Annotated in this window: 21 protein-coding genes; 12 read left to right on the plus strand and 9 right to left on the minus strand. The window is 69.9% G+C overall.

The genetic code is table 11. From position 1 onward, the window contains the following. On the minus strand, positions 1 to 216 hold a 216-nt coding region (locus ETD86_RS43055; RefSeq protein ID WP_211370668.1), incomplete at its 3' end, for a hypothetical protein. Between the two features lie 156 nt (positions 217 to 372). Further along, positions 373 to 975 carry a TetR/AcrR family transcriptional regulator gene (locus ETD86_RS43060; RefSeq protein ID WP_211370669.1) on the minus strand — a complete coding sequence of 201 codons (603 nt, stop codon included), beginning with the start codon at positions 973 to 975 and terminating at the stop codon, positions 373 to 375. A 64-nt stretch (positions 976 to 1039) separates the two neighbouring features. On the opposite strand from ETD86_RS43060, the gene ETD86_RS58715 reads away from it, so the two are divergent. The 3 genes from ETD86_RS58715 to ETD86_RS43075 all read left to right on the plus strand — a co-directional run bounded on the left by ETD86_RS58715 (position 1040) and on the right by ETD86_RS43075 (position 3102). Next, positions 1040 to 1219 (plus strand): NAD(P)-binding protein, encoded by a 180-nt coding sequence (locus ETD86_RS58715; RefSeq protein WP_246149141.1) that lies wholly within the window; start codon positions 1040 to 1042, stop codon positions 1217 to 1219. 43 nt (positions 1220 to 1262) lie between these two features. Beyond that, positions 1263 to 1967, plus strand: coding sequence for a hypothetical protein (locus ETD86_RS43070; protein WP_138672408.1), 705 nt, complete (start codon positions 1263 to 1265; stop codon positions 1965 to 1967). Between the two features lie 181 nt (positions 1968 to 2148). Then, positions 2149 to 3102: a fatty acid desaturase family protein gene (locus ETD86_RS43075; protein ID WP_246149143.1), complete on the plus strand. Its 954-nt coding sequence runs from the start codon at positions 2149 to 2151 to the stop codon at positions 3100 to 3102. Here ETD86_RS43075 and ETD86_RS43080 read toward each other — a convergent pair. Then, the gene (locus tag ETD86_RS43080) at positions 3091 to 3330 is read right to left on the minus strand and encodes a hypothetical protein (protein WP_138672409.1); all 240 of its coding nucleotides are present in this window, start codon (positions 3328 to 3330) and stop codon (positions 3091 to 3093) included. The genes ETD86_RS43075 and ETD86_RS43080 overlap by 12 nt on opposite strands. Before the next feature lie 31 nt (positions 3331 to 3361). On the opposite strand from ETD86_RS43080, the gene ETD86_RS43085 reads away from it, so the two are divergent. The 4 genes from ETD86_RS43085 (at position 3362) to ETD86_RS43100 (ending at position 7261) form a co-directional block, all read left to right on the plus strand. Then, positions 3362 to 4486, plus strand: a complete 1125-nt coding sequence (locus ETD86_RS43085; protein ID WP_246149145.1) for a sensor histidine kinase — start codon at positions 3362 to 3364, stop codon at positions 4484 to 4486. Continuing rightward, positions 4483 to 5151 (plus strand): response regulator, encoded by a 669-nt coding sequence (locus ETD86_RS43090; protein WP_138672410.1) that lies wholly within the window; start codon positions 4483 to 4485, stop codon positions 5149 to 5151. The genes ETD86_RS43085 and ETD86_RS43090 overlap by 4 nt, the downstream gene beginning before the upstream one ends. Before the next feature lie 96 nt (positions 5152 to 5247). Beyond that, entirely contained in the window at positions 5248 to 6501 is a 1254-nt protein-coding gene (locus tag ETD86_RS43095) for a cytochrome ubiquinol oxidase subunit I (protein WP_138672411.1), read from the plus strand. A 10-nt stretch (positions 6502 to 6511) separates the two neighbouring features. Next, positions 6512 to 7261: a cytochrome d ubiquinol oxidase subunit II gene (locus tag ETD86_RS43100; protein WP_138672413.1), complete on the plus strand. Its 750-nt coding sequence runs from the start codon at positions 6512 to 6514 to the stop codon at positions 7259 to 7261. Here the strand turns inward: ETD86_RS43100 and ETD86_RS43105 are convergent. After that, complete coding sequence (locus ETD86_RS43105) at positions 7252 to 7863, minus strand: alpha/beta fold hydrolase (protein ID WP_138672414.1); 612 nt, start codon at positions 7861 to 7863, stop codon at positions 7252 to 7254. The two genes, ETD86_RS43100 and ETD86_RS43105, sit on opposite strands and share 10 nt — an antisense overlap. A 1-nt stretch (position 7864) precedes the next feature. Then, complete coding sequence (locus ETD86_RS43110) at positions 7865 to 8599, minus strand: SDR family NAD(P)-dependent oxidoreductase (RefSeq protein WP_246149148.1); 735 nt, start codon at positions 8597 to 8599, stop codon at positions 7865 to 7867. Between the two features lie 64 nt (positions 8600 to 8663). On the opposite strand from ETD86_RS43110, the gene ETD86_RS43115 reads away from it, so the two are divergent. Beyond that, positions 8664 to 9260 carry a TetR/AcrR family transcriptional regulator gene (locus tag ETD86_RS43115; RefSeq protein WP_138672416.1) on the plus strand — a complete coding sequence of 199 codons (597 nt, stop codon included), beginning with the start codon at positions 8664 to 8666 and terminating at the stop codon, positions 9258 to 9260. A gap of 69 nt (positions 9261 to 9329) precedes the next feature. Here the strand turns inward: ETD86_RS43115 and ETD86_RS43120 are convergent, their stop codons facing one another. Both ETD86_RS43120 and ETD86_RS43125 read right to left on the minus strand, forming a co-directional pair. Further along, complete coding sequence (locus tag ETD86_RS43120) at positions 9330 to 10991, minus strand: alpha-amylase family protein (RefSeq protein ID WP_138672417.1); 1662 nt, start codon at positions 10989 to 10991, stop codon at positions 9330 to 9332. Between the two features lie 28 nt (positions 10992 to 11019). Then, positions 11020 to 11952, minus strand: coding sequence for a nucleoside hydrolase (locus ETD86_RS43125; protein ID WP_138672418.1), 933 nt, complete (start codon positions 11950 to 11952; stop codon positions 11020 to 11022). Between the two features lie 102 nt (positions 11953 to 12054). Between ETD86_RS43125 and ETD86_RS43130 the strand changes: the two genes are divergently transcribed. From ETD86_RS43130 to ETD86_RS43145, 4 genes are all read left to right on the plus strand, one after another. After that, positions 12055 to 12468 (plus strand): PPOX class F420-dependent oxidoreductase, encoded by a 414-nt coding sequence (locus tag ETD86_RS43130; protein WP_138672419.1) that lies wholly within the window; start codon positions 12055 to 12057, stop codon positions 12466 to 12468. A gap of 43 nt (positions 12469 to 12511) precedes the next feature. Continuing rightward, positions 12512 to 12979 carry an SRPBCC domain-containing protein gene (locus ETD86_RS43135; protein WP_138672420.1) on the plus strand — a complete coding sequence of 156 codons (468 nt, stop codon included), beginning with the start codon at positions 12512 to 12514 and terminating at the stop codon, positions 12977 to 12979. Positions 12980 to 13173: 194 nt separating this feature from the next. Continuing rightward, the gene (locus ETD86_RS43140) at positions 13174 to 13374 is read left to right on the plus strand and encodes an EF-hand domain-containing protein (RefSeq protein ID WP_138672421.1); all 201 of its coding nucleotides are present in this window, start codon (positions 13174 to 13176) and stop codon (positions 13372 to 13374) included. 64 nt (positions 13375 to 13438) lie between these two features. Continuing rightward, positions 13439 to 14644 carry a PucR-like N-terminal domain-containing protein gene (locus tag ETD86_RS43145; RefSeq protein WP_170223569.1) on the plus strand — a complete coding sequence of 402 codons (1206 nt, stop codon included), beginning with the start codon at positions 13439 to 13441 and terminating at the stop codon, positions 14642 to 14644. 16 nt (positions 14645 to 14660) lie between these two features. Here the strand turns inward: ETD86_RS43145 and ccrA are convergent, their stop codons facing one another. Together ccrA and ETD86_RS43155 are read right to left on the minus strand one after the other, a co-directional pair. After that, positions 14661 to 15980: a crotonyl-CoA carboxylase/reductase gene (gene ccrA / locus ETD86_RS43150; protein ID WP_138672422.1), complete on the minus strand. Its 1320-nt coding sequence runs from the start codon at positions 15978 to 15980 to the stop codon at positions 14661 to 14663. Beyond that, positions 15977 to 17329, minus strand: a 1353-nt coding sequence (locus tag ETD86_RS43155; protein ID WP_246149151.1) for a thioesterase domain-containing protein, incomplete at its 5' end; no start/stop codon positions are given. The genes ETD86_RS43155 and ccrA, both read right to left, overlap by 4 nt.

Consider the following 17329-nt stretch of genomic DNA (forward strand, 5'->3'; position numbering starts at 1 on the left):
GGTGGGGGTCGAGGTGGTGCTGGGCTCGGGGGTGCTCTCGTCGTAGGTGTCGAGAGCCTCGGGGGTCGATGCGAGCCCGGGCGCGGCGGTGTAGGCCATGTCGCTGGTGGCGGGCTCCTGGGTGAGGGCCGCGAGCAGTCCTCCCGCGGCCAGGGACAGAGCCGCAAGGCCGGCGCCGAGCCCCACCCTGGTTGCAATCTTTCTGTTGAGCGACACGACAAAGCTCCTCGTTGCCAATCGCGGTGTTTCTGAGGTCCTGGAAGGGTGGGGGCGATCGAGGGTTAGCAGTTTGTCGGTTTTGTACGGTCTTGTCCACTTAGCACTACAATGCATCGCTCGGCCGGCCCAGAGACCGGGCAAGGCGGCGGGACCTTACGAATCGGTGGCCTCGACCAGATGCTCGACCAGCTTCTCCAGTTGCCCGGCATAGTGCTCGGCGAACTCGGGCGAAGCCGGGTCGAGGCCTAAGGCAGCCCGGACGAGCTGCGGGAACGAGATGCCGGCCGAGGCCATCGCGAAGAACGCGACCAGCAAGGCGGCCGGGTCGATGTCCGACGGGAACTCGCCTGCCTGCTGACGCCTCCGGAGCCCTTCCAGGTCGCGGCGCACCTCTTCGGCGAAAGCGGGATCCGGCGGGCCGTCCTCGGTCAGCCCCTGCCAGACCAGCAGCTTGCCGAAGTCCCGCCGCTCGGAGCCGGCGCGGACGTACCCGGCCACGAGCGCGCCCAGCGAGGACGATCGGTCGGCGAACACGCTCTCCTCACTCTGCCATCGGGTCGTGATCGCCTGGTAGAGACCTTCCTTGCCGCCGAAATAGTAGGAGATCAGCTGCTTGTTCACCCCGGCCTTGGCGGCGATCTCATTGACCCGCGCACCCGCGAACCCCTTGGCCGCGAACTCCTCCAGCGCCGCCTGCAGGATCCGGGCCTTCGTGCGTTCGGGATCGCGCCGCTTCTCCTCCGGCGCTCGTCTCATGCCCTCGACCTTATCATCCATCCGGATGGTTGACAGAATCATCCATACGGTTGATATTCGGAGCATGACCAACACCACCGCGATCATCGGCGGCGGGATCGGCGGGCTCTGCCTGGCCCAAGGGCTGCGCAAGGCAGGCCGCGACGTGACCGTCTACGAACGGGACCGGACCCGGATGGGGTTCAAGTCCTTCCTGCGCCTGGTCCAGCGGGTCCCGTCGCTCAAGGCCAAGGTGTTCGCCTGATCTGCCTGTTGCGCGGGCTGACCCAGGCGAACACTGTGTAAGCATGCCAAGCGTCGACACGCCTGACAGCCTGCTGCGGGCCGTAGCCGAGTTCGATACCGACGACTACGAGCTGGCCGTCGAGCCGGCGGCGCTCGACCGGGCCGAGCGGTCGCTCGACGAGTCCGGGTTGCTGCTGCTCGGCGAGCTGCATGGGGTCAGGGAGAACCCGCTGATCATCCTCGCCCTCATGCGACTGCTCGGGCTGACCAACCTGGCCCTGGAGTGGCCGAGGGAGCTGGCGCCGCAGCTCGACCTCTATCTGGCCGACGGAACCGGACTGAACCATCCATGGTGGTGGTTCGGCGAGGGGACCGTCACCGCGGGGCATCTGGCGGTGCTCAAGAAGATCGACGGGGTACGGGTCACGTTGTTCGACGAGGTGATGCGCGCCGGCGACTGGTCGGAGCGGGACGCCTCGATGGCGCGGCGGGTGCTGGCGGCGAACGTGGAGCCCGCGCTGGTCGTCACGGGCAACGCCCACACGCTGACCTCGCCGACCGACCTGGGGATGTCGATGGGCGCGTGCCTGGCCGCCGAGCGGCCGTCGCTGGAGAGCGTGCGCATCGACTACGGCACGGGGAGCTTCTACAACCTCGAGCCCCGGCACGTCCAAGCGCCCTGTGCGGCGCTGGGCGTGCCGGAGTTCGGCGAGGCGACGGTGCCACATCTCCCATTGGAGCTGCTGTGGGAACGTCTGGAACGGTGAGCGATCACCTTCCGGTGGCGCATACTGTGGAGCCCGCGCACCATCGTCAGCGGACTTCCCCTTCACTCGCGGATACGCCAGGGTTGGGGGCAATGTGCACCGCGAGGTAAGGAGACCTGTGGTCATTCCTGGCACACTCGACACTCGGGGAAGCGACTTCGCCCGACTAGCCCACACGATTGTGGACGCCGGTCTCCTTGACCGGCGTCCCTTTTATTACGCGGCGCGGATCGCCATCGCCGTCGCCGCCTACCTCGGCTGCTGGACGTTGTTCGCCTGGCTGGGCGACTCGTGGTGGCAGTTGCTCGTCGCGGTCGCGCTGGCCGTGGTGTTCACGCAGTTCGGGTTCGTCGCTCACGACATCGGGCACCGGCAGGTCTTCAGGACGCGACGGCCGAGCGACGTGGCGGGCCTGCTGATCGGCAACCTCGGCGTCGGGCTCGGCTGGGGCTGGTGGACCACCAAGCACAACCGCCACCACGCGAACCCCAACCACGAGGACCACGACCCCGACGTCTCGCCCGCCGTCATCGTCTGGTCCACCGATCAGGCCATCAAGAGCCGGGGGTTGCCGCGTTTCGTCGCGAGATATCAGGCTTTCTGGTTCTTCCCGCTGCTCACCCTCGAAGCCTGGCACCTCCACGTGGCCAGCTTCAAAGCGCTGTTCACGTCATCAGCCAAGCGGCGCGGTCCGGAGCTGGCGCTGTTGATCGTGCATTTCGTGGCGTATTTCGGGGCGGTCTTCGCCGTGTTGCCGTTCGGCAAGGCTCTGTTGTTCCTGATCGTGCATCAGGGGTTGTTCGGGCTCTATCTGGGGTCCACGTTCGCGCCGAACCACAAGGGGATGCCCGTACTGACAAAGGACGACAAGCTCGACTTCCTGCGCAAGCAGGTGCTCACCTCGCGCAACGTCAGGGGCGGTGTGTTCACCGACGTGGCGCTCGGCCAGCTCAACTACCAGATCGAGCACCATCTGTTCCCCAACATGCCCGCCCCGAGTCTGCGCCGTGCGCAGCCCATCGTGCAGCGATACTGCGACGAGATCGGCGTCAGCTACCTGCAGACCGGACTGCTCGACTCGTACGGGCAGGCGTTGCGGCACCTGCACGAGGTCGGCGCTCCGCTAAGGAGATGACCCGCCTCCTCGCGTTTTCCCCTCCTCCAGCCGCTGGAGCAGCCAGTCCCGCCGGCGTTCGAGCCCGGCGATCAACTCGACCTGCTCGTCCGCCTGGCTGATCACGGCCGACTTCTCCACCTGGTCGGTCGCGCCCATGTCGCGGAGCTGTTCTCGGATCTCCCGGTTCTCGGCTCGCAGCCGCTCCAGGTCCTCTTCGACCTGCCGGAGTTCGTCCATAGTGCTCATTCATCGGATCTACCCGTACAGAATGGGAGGCATGCGAAGGCCACCCACCAGCACGATCGTGTCGCTCGTGGCGATCGCCGCCGTGCTGGCCGGGATGCTGATCACCTACGCGTTCCGCGGCGACAGGCAGCTGAACGTGCTGGACGTGGTGTTGCCGGCCATCACGTTCGCCGGGCTGCTGGTGCGGCACAGATATCCCGTGGCGGCGCTGATCGTCGTGTCCGTGTCCGTCGCGGTCTACTACCCGCGGGCGGGCCTCGACGGGCCGCTCATCGTGCTGGCGTTCATGATCCTTTACACCGCGGCCGACCGGGGCCACCTCATCGCGGCCATCACGGTCGGCGCGGTGTTGCTGCTCGGCATGGGGCTCGGCGAGCTCGGTGGATCCCGGCACGTCGATGACAGCATGTTCATCGCGATCGCCGGGTGGGTGGTCGCGGCCATCGCGTTCGGCGGGGTCACCCGCAACCGGCGGGCGTACCTGGAGGAGGCCGAGCGGCGCGCGATCGACGCCGAGCGCGGCAAGGAGGAGGAGGCCAGGCGGCGGGAGAGTGAGGAGCGGCTGCGCATCGCCAGAGAGCTGCACGACGTGCTCGGGCACAACATCTCGATGATCAACGTGCAGGCGGCCGCCGCGTTGCACGGGCTGAAGAAACGGCCCGAGGACGCCGAGGAGGCACTGCGGACGATCAAGGACACCAGCAAGGAGACGTTGCGCGAGTTGCGGACCACGCTGGGGGTGCTGCGCCAGGTGGACGAGGACGCGCCGACCGCGCCCGCCGACAGCCTGGCGCGGATTGACGCGCTGGTCGCGGCCTCGGGCCTGGAGGTGCGCACGGAGTTGTCCGGCCCACTCGAGGCGGTGCCGACCGAGGTGGACCTGGCCGCCGCCCGCATCATCAGGGAGGCGCTGACGAACGTCTCCCGCCATTCCGGCACAAACAAGGCCACGCTGAGCGTCAGCAACACATCCGGAAATATCATGATCCGCGTGGAAGATGAGGGACCGGGTGCCACGTACGACGGAGGCAGCGGCTTCGGCCTGCAGGGCATGCGCGAACGGGCGAGCGCGCTCGGCGGCACTCTGGAGGCGGGCCCCCGCCCCGAGGGCGGCTTCCGCGTCGTCGCCCGCCTGCCGTTGAACGGAGTGCGATGATCCGCGTGTTGCTCGCCGACGACCAGACCCTGGTCCGCGCCGGGTTCCGGTCCATACTCAGCGACGAGGACGACATCGAGGTCGTCGCCGAGGCCCCCAACGGCGCGGCGGCGATCGCCGGAGCCCGCGAGCACCGCCCCGACGTCGTGCTGATGGACATCCGCATGCCCGAACTCGACGGTCTGGAGGCCACCCGCCAGATCGCCGGCGACCCGCGGCTCGACGGCGTCAAGGTGATCATCCTGACCACGTTCGACCTGGACGACTACGTCTACGGCGCGCTGCGGGCGGGCGCGAGCGGCTTCCTCGTCAAGGACACCGAGCCGGCCGAGCTGATCCACGCGGTCCGGGTCGTGGCCAGGGGTGACGCGCTGATCTCCCCGTCGGTCACCCGGCGGCTGATCGCCGAGTTCGCCGGCCGGGTCAAACGCCCCGACCCGGGACCCGAGCTCAACGCGCTGACCGAGCGCGAGCGGGAGGTCATGACGCTGGTGGCCGCGGGCCTGTCGAACGACGAGATCGCGGCCCGGCTCGTCCTCAGCCCGGCCACCGCGAAGACGCACGTCAGCCGCATCATGACGAAGTTGTCGGTCCGCGACCGGGCCCAGGTCGTGGTGCTCGCGTACGAGGCGGGCATGATCACTCCGGGCTGGCTTACACCCTGAGATGTACGCCGGGCGGCGCCTTACATCCCAGGGATGTACGCAGGTGACCGCCTGAGGCGGACGCGGCGGGCGGAGCCGTACCCGGATGCTCTGACCATGGAAACCGTGGATCTCGCCCGCCTGCAGTTCGCGCTCACCGCGGGCGCGCATTTTCTCTTCGTGGCGCTGACGCTCGGCCTGGCGACGCTGGTGGCCGTCGTCCAGACCCGCGCGACGCTGACCGGCAGCCCGGTGCACATGCGGATGACACGGTTCTGGGGCCAGCTCTACATCATCAACTACGCGATGGGCATCGTCACGGGGCTGGTCATGGAGTTCCAGCTCGGGCTGTCGTGGAGCGGGCTCACCGAGTACGCGGGCAACGTCTTCGGCTCGGCGCTGGCGATCGAGGCGCTGGTGGCGTTCTTCATCGAGTCCACGTTCCTGGGTCTGTGGATCTTCGGCTGGAACAAGCTGAACCGGTGGGCGCACCTGGCGCTGATCTGGATCGTCACGCTGACGGCCTACGCGTCGGCGTTCTGGATCATGATCGCGAACGGCTTCCTGCAGAACCCGGTCGGCCACGTCGTCGACGGCGGGACGCTGCGACTCGTCGACTTCGGCGCCATGGTGGCCAACCCGGCGGCCCAGGTCGCTTTCTGGCACGTGATGGGCGGCGCGATGATCACCGGCGGGTTCTTCATGGCCGGGGTGAGCGCGTACCACCTGCGTAAGCGCACCGCCGAGCAGGACTTCTTCCGCAAGTCGCTACGGCTCGGGATCGGGGTCGCGCTGCCCGCGACGTTCGTCACCGCCACCTTCGGCGGCATCAGCTTCGACACCATGCAACCGACCAAGATCGCCGCCTGGGTGGGCAGCGCGGAGCGACTGGCCGAGGCCCAGGCGGAGATGGTGGCCAGGCTCGGCCCCGGCGACTACCTGCCGCCGGTGGAATGGGTGCGGGGCGGGGGCCTCACGATGGTGATCCTGCTCGTCGTGATGCTGCTGGTGGCCGCTGCGAGCTGCGTGCTGATGGCCTTCCGCCCGGTCGTGCGGGGGTTCCGGCTCTGGCACTGGCTGCTCACCGCGATGATCCCGGTCCCGTTCGTCACCGTGATCGCCGGGTGGATCTTCCGTGAGATGGGCCGCCAGCCCTGGGCCGTGTACGGGCTGCTCAAGACGGCCGACGCGATGTCATCTGTCACGGAGACGCAGATGCGGTTCTCGATCATCGCCTTCGCGTCCGTCTTCTCCGTCCTCATCCTGATCAACTACTGGCTGCTGGCCAGGCACGCCCGGCGCGGGCCCGACGCCGTGGCCCTGGGCGACCGCCCGATCGACACCCCCTCCGCCCCCGCACTCAGCTTCTAGGGAGCCGATCATGGAGATCTTCATCCTGGCCTTCTTCGCGCTCGGCTACCTCGTGCTGGCCGGGGCCGACATCGGCGTCGGCATGACGCTCCCGTACCTGGGCCGGTCGGGCGCCGAGCGGCGCGAGGTGATCGCCGCGATCGCGCCGTTCTTCCTGGGCAACGAGGTGTGGCTGGTGGCGACGGCCGGCGTGCTGGCGGGGCTCTTCCCCGAGCTGGAGGGCGAACTGCTGGCCGGCAACTACTCCGTGGTCGTGGTGTTGCTGCTCGGGTGGATCGTGCGGGACATGGGGTTGTGGCTGCGCGGGCGGGTGCCGGGCCGGCGCTGGGCGGGGTTCTGGGACGGCGCGATCGTGGCGGGAAGCTGGGGTCTGGCGCTGAGCTGGGGCCTGCTGCTCAGTCACGTGCTGCTGGGCATCCAGGGTCCGGTCGCCCTGCTGCCCGCCCTGGTGGTGGCCGCGTTGTTCGCCACGCACGGGCTGACGTTCGCGGCGCTGCGGCTGCGCGGGGTGCTGCGGGAACGGGCCGCCGTGCTCTCCGGGGGCTCCGGCGGGCCGGTGGAGGCCCGCACGTACACGCTGACCACGGGGGCACTGGTGGCCGTCGGGGTGCTGGCGGGGCTGCGGCTGCCGCTGCACCCCGGCACGTCCGGGTCCCTGCTGGTGCCGGTGATCCTGGTGCTGATCCCGCTGCTGGTGGCCGCGCAGGGGTGGGTGTGGTGGACCTTCCGGCACCGGGTGACCGGCCCGTCCTACCTCTGAACGAAGTCCCTGATCAGCGCCGTGACCTCGGTCGGCCGCTCGTGCAGGATGACGTGGCCGCCGTCCAGCTCGGCGTACTCGCTGCCGGGGAGCGCGGCGTGCAGCGCGCGGGCGTGCTCCACCGGGATCAGGCAGTCCCGGGTGTTGCCGATGACCAGCGTGGGCGCGGTGATCTTCGGCAGCAGGTCCCGGAGGTCGATCCTGAGGTCCAGCTCGATCTGCCGCAGGGTGCCCCGCGGGGGCTCCCCCAGGAGGGCCTCGTTCACGTGTTCCGGACTGAACGCCATCAGCGGCCCGTACGCGGCGAAGATCTCCGGATCCGTGGCGGCCAGCCGAGCCCAGGTGCGAAGCCCCAGCTCCAAGCGGAAGTCGGCCAGGTGGGTCCAGCCGGCGATCAGGACCAGGCGCCTGACCAGGTCGGGACGCTCGGCGGCGACCGCGGCCGCCACGGCGGCGCCCAGCGAGAAGCCGACGAGGTCCGACGGACCCTCGAACGCGGCCGCGACCTGCCCGGCGAGCAGGTCAAGCGTGAGCTCGCCGCCCGGGTCGCTGCCCGCCCGGCCGTAGTGGACCCGGCCTGAGCCGTGGGTGACGGTGTGCATGTCAGAGGTTCCCCCCGCCGGTGACGTCGATGGTGCTGCCGGTGATGAAGCTCGCCTGCTCCGAGGCGGCGAAGGCGACCGCGTTCGCGATCTCGCCGGCCTGACCGATCCGGTTGAGCGCGTGCCGGCTCGCCGCGTACGCCTCCGCCTCGGGGTTGCCGCGTAGCCAGGCGGCGTTGGCGTCGGTGTCGACGATGCCGGGCGCGATGTTGTTGACCGTGATCCCGCGCGGCCCCAGCTCCTTGGCCAGGGCCAGCGTGAACGTCTGCACCGCGCCCTTGCTCATGGCATACGCGATGCCTTCGGGGAAGGCGATGCGGGTCACGCCCGAGGTGACGTTGATGATCCGGCCGCCGTCGGGGATCAGCGGCAGCACCTGCTGGGTGAGGAAGAACAGACCTTTGACGTTGACGGCGAACACCCGGTCGTAGGTCTCCGGCGTCTCCTGCTCGACCGGCCCCGATCCGGCGATGCCCGCATTGTTGACCAGCACGTCCAGCACCGGCGTCTCCTGCCTGAGGTGCTCGGCGAGCCGGTTCACATCCGCCGGCACACCCAGATCGGCCTGAACGGCGAACGCGGCCCCGCCGCGCTCCTCGATGAGGCCGGTCACATCCTTGGCAGCGGCCTCATCGGCGGCGTAGGTGACGGCCACCCGGAACCCGTCGCCGGCCAGGCGCAGCGCGATGGCGCGGCCGATCCCCCTGCTCGCTCCTGTCACGAGGGCGTTCTTCATCGCACAACCTTTCTTTAGCGATCGATACAGAACCATAACATAACGATCGCTATAGAATGTGTGCATGGCCAGACAGCGAGCATTCGACCGGGACACGGCGCTGGAGAGCGCGTTGCGGGAGTTCTGGCGGCACGGCTACGAGGCGACCTCGATCGCCGCGCTCACCGCCGCGATGGGGATCAAGCCACCCAGCCTGTACGCGGCCTTCGGGGACAAGCGGCGGCTGTTCGAGGAGGTGGTGAGCCGCTACCAAGAGACCCACGGCGCCTTCTCCACCCGCGCGCTGGCCGAGGAGCCGACCGGGCGGCAGGCGATCGAGCGGGTGCTGCGGGAGGCGGCCGCGGAGTACGCGAGTGACGAGCACCCGAGAGGTTGTCTGATCATCTCGGCGGCGGTGAACTGCGGGCCCGAGTCCGCGGAGGTGGAGGAGCTGCTGCGCGGGTTCAGGCAGGCGACCAAGGCGACGCTCAAGCGGCGGATCGACGACGACGTGGCGGCGGGGCGCATCCCGGCCGGCACGGACACGGAAGGGCTGGCCGGGTTCTACGCATCGGTGATCCAGGGCATGTCGGCGCAGTCCCGCGACGGGGCCGGGCACGATGAGCTGCTGCGCATCGCCACGCTGGCGATGTCCGCCTGGCCGGCCGCCACGGGGACATGACCGGGGCGCCGCTCTCCGTCACCCGAGCTTGACCGAGGGGCCTCGGCGACCGGGACGGAGGCGTCCTCGCTACTGGGACTTGGCCGAGGCGTCCTCCGGCGCGATCTCCGGCGGCGACGCACGCATCCAGCGGCAGCCGTGCGGGCCCAGCGGCACCTGGGCCACTCCGTCACCCGACACCTCGAGGGTGCCGTCCACCAGCAGGTCCGTCAGCTCGTTGCCCTCCAACCCGGTCAGCGTCAGCTCCACGTCCACCGCCGTGTCGCAGAAGTTGTGCGCGACCACGACCGTGGCGCCGTCCACGTCGCAGCGGTGGGCCAGGACCGCCTTGTGGCCGGTGTCCAGCACCGTGTAGTCGCCCCATGCCAGCTCCGGGCATTCGCGGTAGCGCTCGATGAGGAGCTGGAACCAGCGCAGGAGTGAGCTCGTGTCCCGCTTCTGGTCGGCCACGTTCACCCGGTCGGGGGCGAAGGAGCCCTCCGGGATCTCGCGTACCGGCTCCGACTGGCTGAATCCGCCGTCCTCCGACCACTGCATCGGGATGCGGACCGCCATGCGGCCTTCCTCGTGGAGGTTCTCCCCCATGCCGATCTCCTCGCCGTAGAAGATCACGGGGGTGCCGGGCAGCGAGAACATCAGGCTGTACGCCATCTTGACGCGCCGCAGGTCCCCGCCGAGCATGGTCGGCAGGCGGCGGCGCAGCCCGCGGCCGAAGATCTGCATGTCCTGGCGCGGGCCGAACGCCCGGAAGACCTCCTGCCGCTCCTCCTCGGTCAGCTTGTCGAGGGTGAGCTCGTCGTGGTTACGCAGGAACATCGCCCACTGGCAGTCCTTGGGCGGCTGGGGCCGCTCGCGCAGGGCGGCGGCCAGGGGGCGGGCGTCCTCGCGGGCCAGCGACAGCCAGGCGTTCTGCATGCCGATGAAGTCGAAGCACATGGTGATCTGGTCGCCGAGGCCCTCGCCGAAATAGCGGATTAACTGCTTGTACGGGACGTTGACCTCACCGAGCAGGATCGACCCGCCCTTGCGCCTGGTCATGAACGCCCGCAGGTCGGCCAGGAACTCGTGCGGGGTGGACAGCTTCGGATTGACGTTCTCGATGAGGAACGGCACGGCGTCCACCCGGAACCCGGACAGGCCGAGCTCCATCCAGAAGCCGAGTATGCGGGTGATCTCGTCCCTGACCTCGTGGTTCCCGACGTTCAGGTCCGGCTGGTGCCGGTAGAAGCTGTGCAGGAAGTACTGTCCGGACCCCTCGTCGTACTCCCAGAAGGAGGTCTCCTTGTCAGGGAAGACCACCTGGCTCGGGTCGTCCGGCTCGGGGGTGTCGGACCAGACGTACCAGTCGCGCATCGGCGAGTCCTTGCTCCTGCGTGCCTCCGTGAACCAGGGGTGCTGGTCGGAGGTGTGGTTGACGACCAGGTCCGCGATCACCCGCAGGCCGCGGTCGTGGGCGGTGCGCATGAACTCCACGAAGTCGCCCAGCGTCCCCAATCGCGGGTCGACGCTGTAGAAGTCCGTGATGTCGTAGCCGTCGTCCCTGTTCGGGGTCGGGAAGAACGGCATGAGCCAGAGGCACGTCACGCCGAGCCCGGCGAGATAGTCGATCTGCTGTGTCAGCCCGCGGAAGTCGCCCACGCCGTCGCCGTTGCCATCCTTGAACGTCTCCACGTCCAGGCAATAGACGACGGCGTTCTTCCACCAGACGTCGGAGGTGTACGTCAGTCGCATCCGCTCCGACTACCCGCGACGGATGCGTTCAGGCGAGCACGCGGATCGTGTCCTCGACCAGCCGCCAGAACCGCTCGACGTCCAGCCCGGTGGCCACGTCCGCGTTGGGCTCGCGCTTGAGCTGGTCGATCAGGTCCACGCTGGTCGCGCCCGCGGTCTCGGTGCCATGCAGCTCGATGTCGAGCCTGGTCCGTACGGTGGTCACGGTCGCGGGCTCGGCGACCAGCGCGACCGCGATCGGGTCGTGCAGGGGCGCCTCCGGCATGCCCTGGTCGGTCTCGTACGTGGAGTTGAAGAAATTCAGCAGCTCGACGCCGAAGGCGGCGGTCCTGTTGCCGATCGCGCTGATGCGGGCGATGACGTCCTGGGTGACGAGGGCCTGGTGGGTGACGTTCAGGCCGATCATGGTGAGCGGCGGCCCGGAGCCGAGCACGATGGACGCCGCCTCGGGATCGCACCAGCAGTTGAACTCGGCGTACGGCGTGACGTTGCCCCGGCCGGTGGAGCCGCCCATCCAGACGATCCGGCTGATCCTCGCCAGCCGGTCCGGATACGTGCGGACGAACATCGCGACGTTCGTCAGCGGCCCGGTGGCGACGATCGTGACATCCTCGTCGGTGGCGTCCACGGTGTCCCTGATGAGCTCGATCGCGGGCCGCGGGTCCGCCTCCACGGTGGGCGGCGGCAGGTCCGGCCCGCCGAGCGCGTTGGCGCCGTGAATCCACTCGGCCGGGGACAGCGCCCGGACCAGCGGGCCGCCGGCGCCGGGCGAGATCGGCACGTCCGTGATGCCCGCCAGCCCGGTCACCACCCTGGCGTTGTAGGTGGTGTGGGCCAGCCGGCCGTTGCCGCCCACGGTGGTGATGGCACGCAGGTCGATCTCCGGGTGCCCGGCGGCCAGCCAGATCGCGAAGACGTCGTCGTGTCCTGGGTCGCAGTCGAGGATGACCGGGTTCGGCACCTGAGCCTCCCTGCTGTGGGGTTCCGCACATGCTATAGATCGGCATGTCGATCCCGGCAGACCTCGTCCGTGTAGGTAGGGAGATTCCCTGGGAGGAAAGACATGTCATTCACCGACGAAGAGATCGCGTACCTGCAGTCGCAGCCGCTCGCCCGGCTGGCCACCGTGTCCGGCGGCGGGCAGCCGGACGTGGTGCCCGTGGCGTTCGAGTTCGACGGTACGGGCTTCTGGGTCGGCGGCGCGGGCGAGGAGGTGCTGCGTACCCGCAAGTTCCGCAACCTGCGGGCAGGCAATCTCAAGGTCGCCCTGGTCGTCGATGACATGGTGTCGTTCGAGCCCTTCATCGCGCGCGGCGTGCGGGTCTACGGCGAGGCCGAGCCGCCGGTCGAGCGGGTCGGCATGGTCGGCCCGGGCCTCTACAGCCGCATCACGCCGACCGAGTCGTGGAGCTGGAACATGGCCGGCGAGCCGGTGGGCGAGACGTGGTATCCGTCGCGGCACGCCGTACACCATTGAGCGTGCCGCTGAAGGTCAACCCCGGCCCGGTAAGGTCGGCCGCATGTACTCGACGCGGGTCTCTCAGTACGTGAATGCGCCGCGTTCAGCCGTTTACCGGGCGCTCGTGGACGCGGACGCGATCGCCGAATGGCGGGTGCCGGCGGGCATGAGCAGCCACGTCCACGAGTTCGACGCCCGCGAAGGCGGGTCGTTCCGGGTCTCACTCACCTACGACGTGCAGGGGCCGGCCGGCAAGTCGGCCTCGCACACCGACACCTACCATGGCCGCTTCGCGGAGCTCGTTCCGGACGAGCGGGTGGTCGAGGTGCTGGAGTTCGAGACCGCGGATCCGGCGCTGCGCGGGACCATGACGATGACGACGACGCTCACCGAGGCCGGCGCCGGCACCGAGGTCGTCATCGTGCACGACGGGATTCCCGAGGGTGTGCCCGCCGCCGACAACGAGACGGGCACGCGGATGGCGCTGGCGAACCTGGCCGCACTCGTCGAGCGCAGCCCTAGCCCCTGACCATTTCGGACTCCGATGACCGCCGGGTCGCGCGGGGAGCGTCAGCGCGGCCGGCACACCGGCCGCACCGATCGCGGCGTGCCCTGCTGGAGACGGCGACAAGAGCCCACAAGTCGTGGCATTCATCGACGCGCTACGGCAGGTCGCCACTAAGGTCTGACGCGACATCGGATCTCGCAGAAGGGGCGACTCCATTGAGCGACTACGCGATCACCTTTGACCTCATCGACGCCGACAACGACGGCCGCATCTCCGCCGACGAGCTCGTACGGCTGATGGAGGTGCTCGGCCAGCCGGTCACGTTGGAAGCCGCGCAGGACGGGGTACGCAGGCTCGACAAGGACGGTGACGGGCTGATCGACGTGGAGGAGTTCGGCGCCTTCATCCAGACGTAGCAGCAAAGCAAGCATTTGCTCCAAAACTTCTGTCGCCTAGGTCACAATGGCGACAGGAGGGACCATGGCCATCAAGAGTGACATCAGCGAAAGCCGTACACCCGCGGACATCGCGAAAACGCTCAGGTCGGGCATCGGCCGGGTCTGCGACGAGGTGATCAAGGAGATCCGTACCCGGATCCCCGAGTACGACCGGCCGGACGACGAGCTCTACATCAAGGTCGTCAGGATGGCGGTCGAGCAGGCCATCGAGGGCTTCCTCGACCACATCGAACGCCCGGGCGCCCCTTGGGATCCGGAGCCGTTCCGCATGATCGGCAGGGGTGAGGCGGCCGAGGGGCGCAACCTGGAGCCGCTCCAGACCGCCATGCGGCTCGGCGCCCGGGTCGGCTGGCGGCGGCTGACGGAGATCGCCGGCCCGCTCGGGTTGTCCCCCCAATCCCTGTACGACCTGGGCGAGGCCATCTTCGTCTACCTCGACCAGTTGGCCGACGCGGCGGCCGAGGGCTTCGAGGAGGCCAGGGCGCGCGCCGCCGGCGAGATGGAACGCCGCCGCAACCGCCTCCTCGACCTCCTGCTCAGCCAGCCGCTCGCCAGCCCGGAGGCCGTCGCGGACCTGGCCAAGGCGGCGGGGTGGCGGCTGCCGAGGACGGTGGCCTGCGTGGCTCTCGACGACCAGCATGGTGGTCATCGTGCCCGGCCCGGCGGCCAACGGATGCCCGCGTTGCCGCCGGACGTGCTGGCGGGGCTGGAGCGGCCGGCGCCATGCCTGGTGGTGCCCGATCCCAGCGGGCCGGGGCAGGCGCAGATGCTGGAGCAGGCGTTGCGCGGGCGGTGTGGCGCGATCGGGCCGGGCGTGCCGCTGGCCGCCGCCGCGACGTCGCTGCGCTGGGCGCGGGAGGCGCTGGAGCTGTCACGGCGGGATGTGCTGCCGCGCGGGCTGCTGCGGTGTGAGGACCACATGGCCATGCTGGTGGTGTTCAAGGACGAGGAGCTGGTCAGCGCCCTGGCCGAGGTGCGTCTCGCGCCCCTCGCCCATCTGCGGCCCACCCAGCAGGACCGGCTGGCGGAGACGTTGCTGGCCTGGCTGCGGCACGGCAGGGGCGCGGGCGAGGTGGCCGCGCGGTTGCACGTGCACCCGCAGACCGTGCGGTACCGGCTGCGGCAGCTCGAGGAGCTCTACGGTGATCAGCTGGCCGATCCGGATGTCCGGTTCGAGCTGGAGATCGCGCTCCGGGCCCGCCAGGCGGTCATCGGGAGCCGGCGCTGAGGGCCTGAGGTAGTCGTCATGAGGGGTCGGCGCTGCGGGCGTGGTCGCGGAAGAGCCTCAGGCGGTGCTCGCCGACCCGTTCGCGCAACGCGTGGTCCTCGATCCCGAGGTCCTCGCCGGGGGCGAGGGCGAGCACGCCGACCTTGCCGACATGCCGGTTCAGTTGCACGGCGCGCGCCGCCTCGGCGGCCTGCTCCAGCGGGTAGACGGCCGAGAGCGTGGGGTGGACCAGGCCGAGCGAGATGAGCCGGTTCACCTCGTGGCACTCCTGGTAGTTGGCGCCGTGGGAGCCGATGATGCGCTTGAGCTTCATCCACAGGTGCCGGTTGTCGTATTCGTGGGCGTACCCGCTCGACGATCCGCACGTCACCACCGCGCCGCCGCGCCGGGCGACGTACACCGAGGCGCCGAACGTCTCCCGCCCCGTGTGCTCGAACACGATCGCCGGGTCCTCGCCCACCTGCCGCCTGATCTCGGCGCCGAGCCGGCGCCAGCCCTTCTCGTCGCCCAGGCCGTCGGCCTGCGAACGGTCCACGACGTGCGCGCAGCCCATGCTGCGCAGCAGCTCCGCCTTCTCCGGGGTGCTGACGACGCCGACGGGGATGCCGCCGCCGTTCCTGACGAGTTGCACGGCATAGCCGCCGAGGCCGCCCGTCGCACCCCACACCAGCACCACGTCGCCCTGCTTCATGCGAGCGCCGCGCTCGCCGACCAGCATCCGGTACGCGGTCGACGCGCACAACATGTTGCAGGCCGCCTCCTCCCAGCTCAGATGCCGGGGCTTGGCGAGCAGCTGCGTGGCCTTGACCACGGCGAAGTCGGCCAGGCCGCCGAAGTTCGTCTCGAAGCCCCAGGCGCGCAGGTCGCCCGCCAGCATGCCGTCGTGCTGGATGACGGGGTCCTCGCCGTCGATGTACGCGGGGCTGGTGACCACCCGGTCGCCGACCCGCCAGCGCCGTACCGCCCGGCCGGTCCGCACGATCACGCCGGCGGCGTCCGAGCCGAGCACATGCACGGGCAGGTCGTGCCGCGGGTCGCTGCGCCCGAGCCGCTCCAGGAACGCGAACGTCGGCACCGGCTCGAACATCGCCGACCACACCGTGTTGAAGTTGATCGCACTGGCCATCACCGCGACCAGCACCTCGTCGTCGGCCAGATCGGGCATCGGCGCGTCGCCGACGTGGAGCGTCCTGCGGACGTCCTTGTCCGGCTCGTCCTGGTCGAAGATCCCTACGTCGTCCTTGCGGAGGTAGGCGGCCCGGTAGGTGGCGGGCACGTCCAGGCGCGCCAGCTCGGCGGGCTCCGCACCGGCCACCACTGCCTCGGCGAGCGTCATAGGCGTCCTTTCAGGTGGTCGGCGACGACCTCGACGTGTGGGGGGTCGAGCAGGTTGAGGTGGTGCGATCCGGGGATCGCGACGATCTCCAGGTCGGTGGTGTACGGGCCCCACCCCCTGGCCGGGTCGTTCTCGTGCGCGTACCGGGGGTCCTCGACCGTCCATGGGGTGGGGTCCGTGGAGCGGTAGAGGACGACCCGGCCGGGGTACGGGCGGCGCGGGCGGTACCGTTCGATGGCCCTGGTGTCCTCGTGGGAGGTGAGCTGGTGGCGGAGGATGGCGGGGCTCAGCCGGTCCAGCACGCCTGATTCGGCTATCCGGGCCTCGGTCAGCGCCAGTTGGCCCGGCTTGTCGAGAGCGAGCAGCTCGGCCGGGTCCAGGCGGATCTCGGCGCCGTAGGTCTTCCGCAGATAGGCCGCGAAATCCGCGTATCTCCGGGCGTGAATCTCGTGCCTCGCCGCCTCGGGGACCTGCTCGGGGAGGCCCGAGTCGATCATGGCCACCAGTTCGACGTCGTCCAGTCTCTGGGCGATCTCGAAGGCCAGGATGCCGCCGAACGACCACCCGCCCAGCCGGTACGGCCCCGGACAGGTGTCCTTGATCGCCTGGGCGTAGCGGGCGGCGCGTTCGGGGATGTCCAGGGGGCCGCTCAGGCGTTCCAGGCCGAGGACGGGGACGGAGAGGCGGTCGGCCAGCTGCGTGTAGACGCCGGTGGTGCCGCCCGCGGGGTGTGCCAGGAAGATCGGCTTGCCGGATTCTCCGCTGGTCAGGGTCCGGACGGCGCCGCGCTGGGCCGCGGCCTCATCGGCCTGCCTGATGACGTCGGCGATCTCGGCCGCCGTGCCCAAAGCCGGCGGGGCGGTGCGGAGTTCGCAGGTCAGGAGGTCGAGTGCCGCCGGCAGGACGCCGGGATCGAGGGGCTCGGTGACGGAGGGCTCCCGGCCGAGCAGGTCCGTGAGCACGCGGACCACCTGCCGCTCCGCCGCGTCCCGGGGCCCGACGGGCGTGGCCGCCGGCAGGCCCAGTCCCCCGGCGACCGTCCGGACCAGCGCGCCGACGCTGCCGCCCTTGAGCAGCGGGGCCGTGGGGACGGTGACGCCGAAGTCGTGCTCGACGGTGCCGCGCAGGCGGGTCGCGGCCAGGGAGTCCAGGCCGAGGTCCGTCAGGACGGTGTCGTCTCCCAGCCGGTGCGCGTCGATCCCGAGCACGGCGGCCGCGCGGTCCCGCACCTTTGCCGACACGACGGCCAGGGCCTCCTCTGGCGGCAGGCCGGCGAGGTCCAGGGAGCGCTCCGCCGGGCCCGCCGGGACGTCGGCGATCTCGGCGAAGTAGGGGATGCGGGAGAGGGC

Origin of the sequence: Nonomuraea turkmeniaca (genome assembly GCF_005889735.1) — a bacterium.
Classification (GTDB): domain Bacteria; phylum Actinomycetota; class Actinomycetes; order Streptosporangiales; family Streptosporangiaceae; genus Nonomuraea; species Nonomuraea turkmeniaca.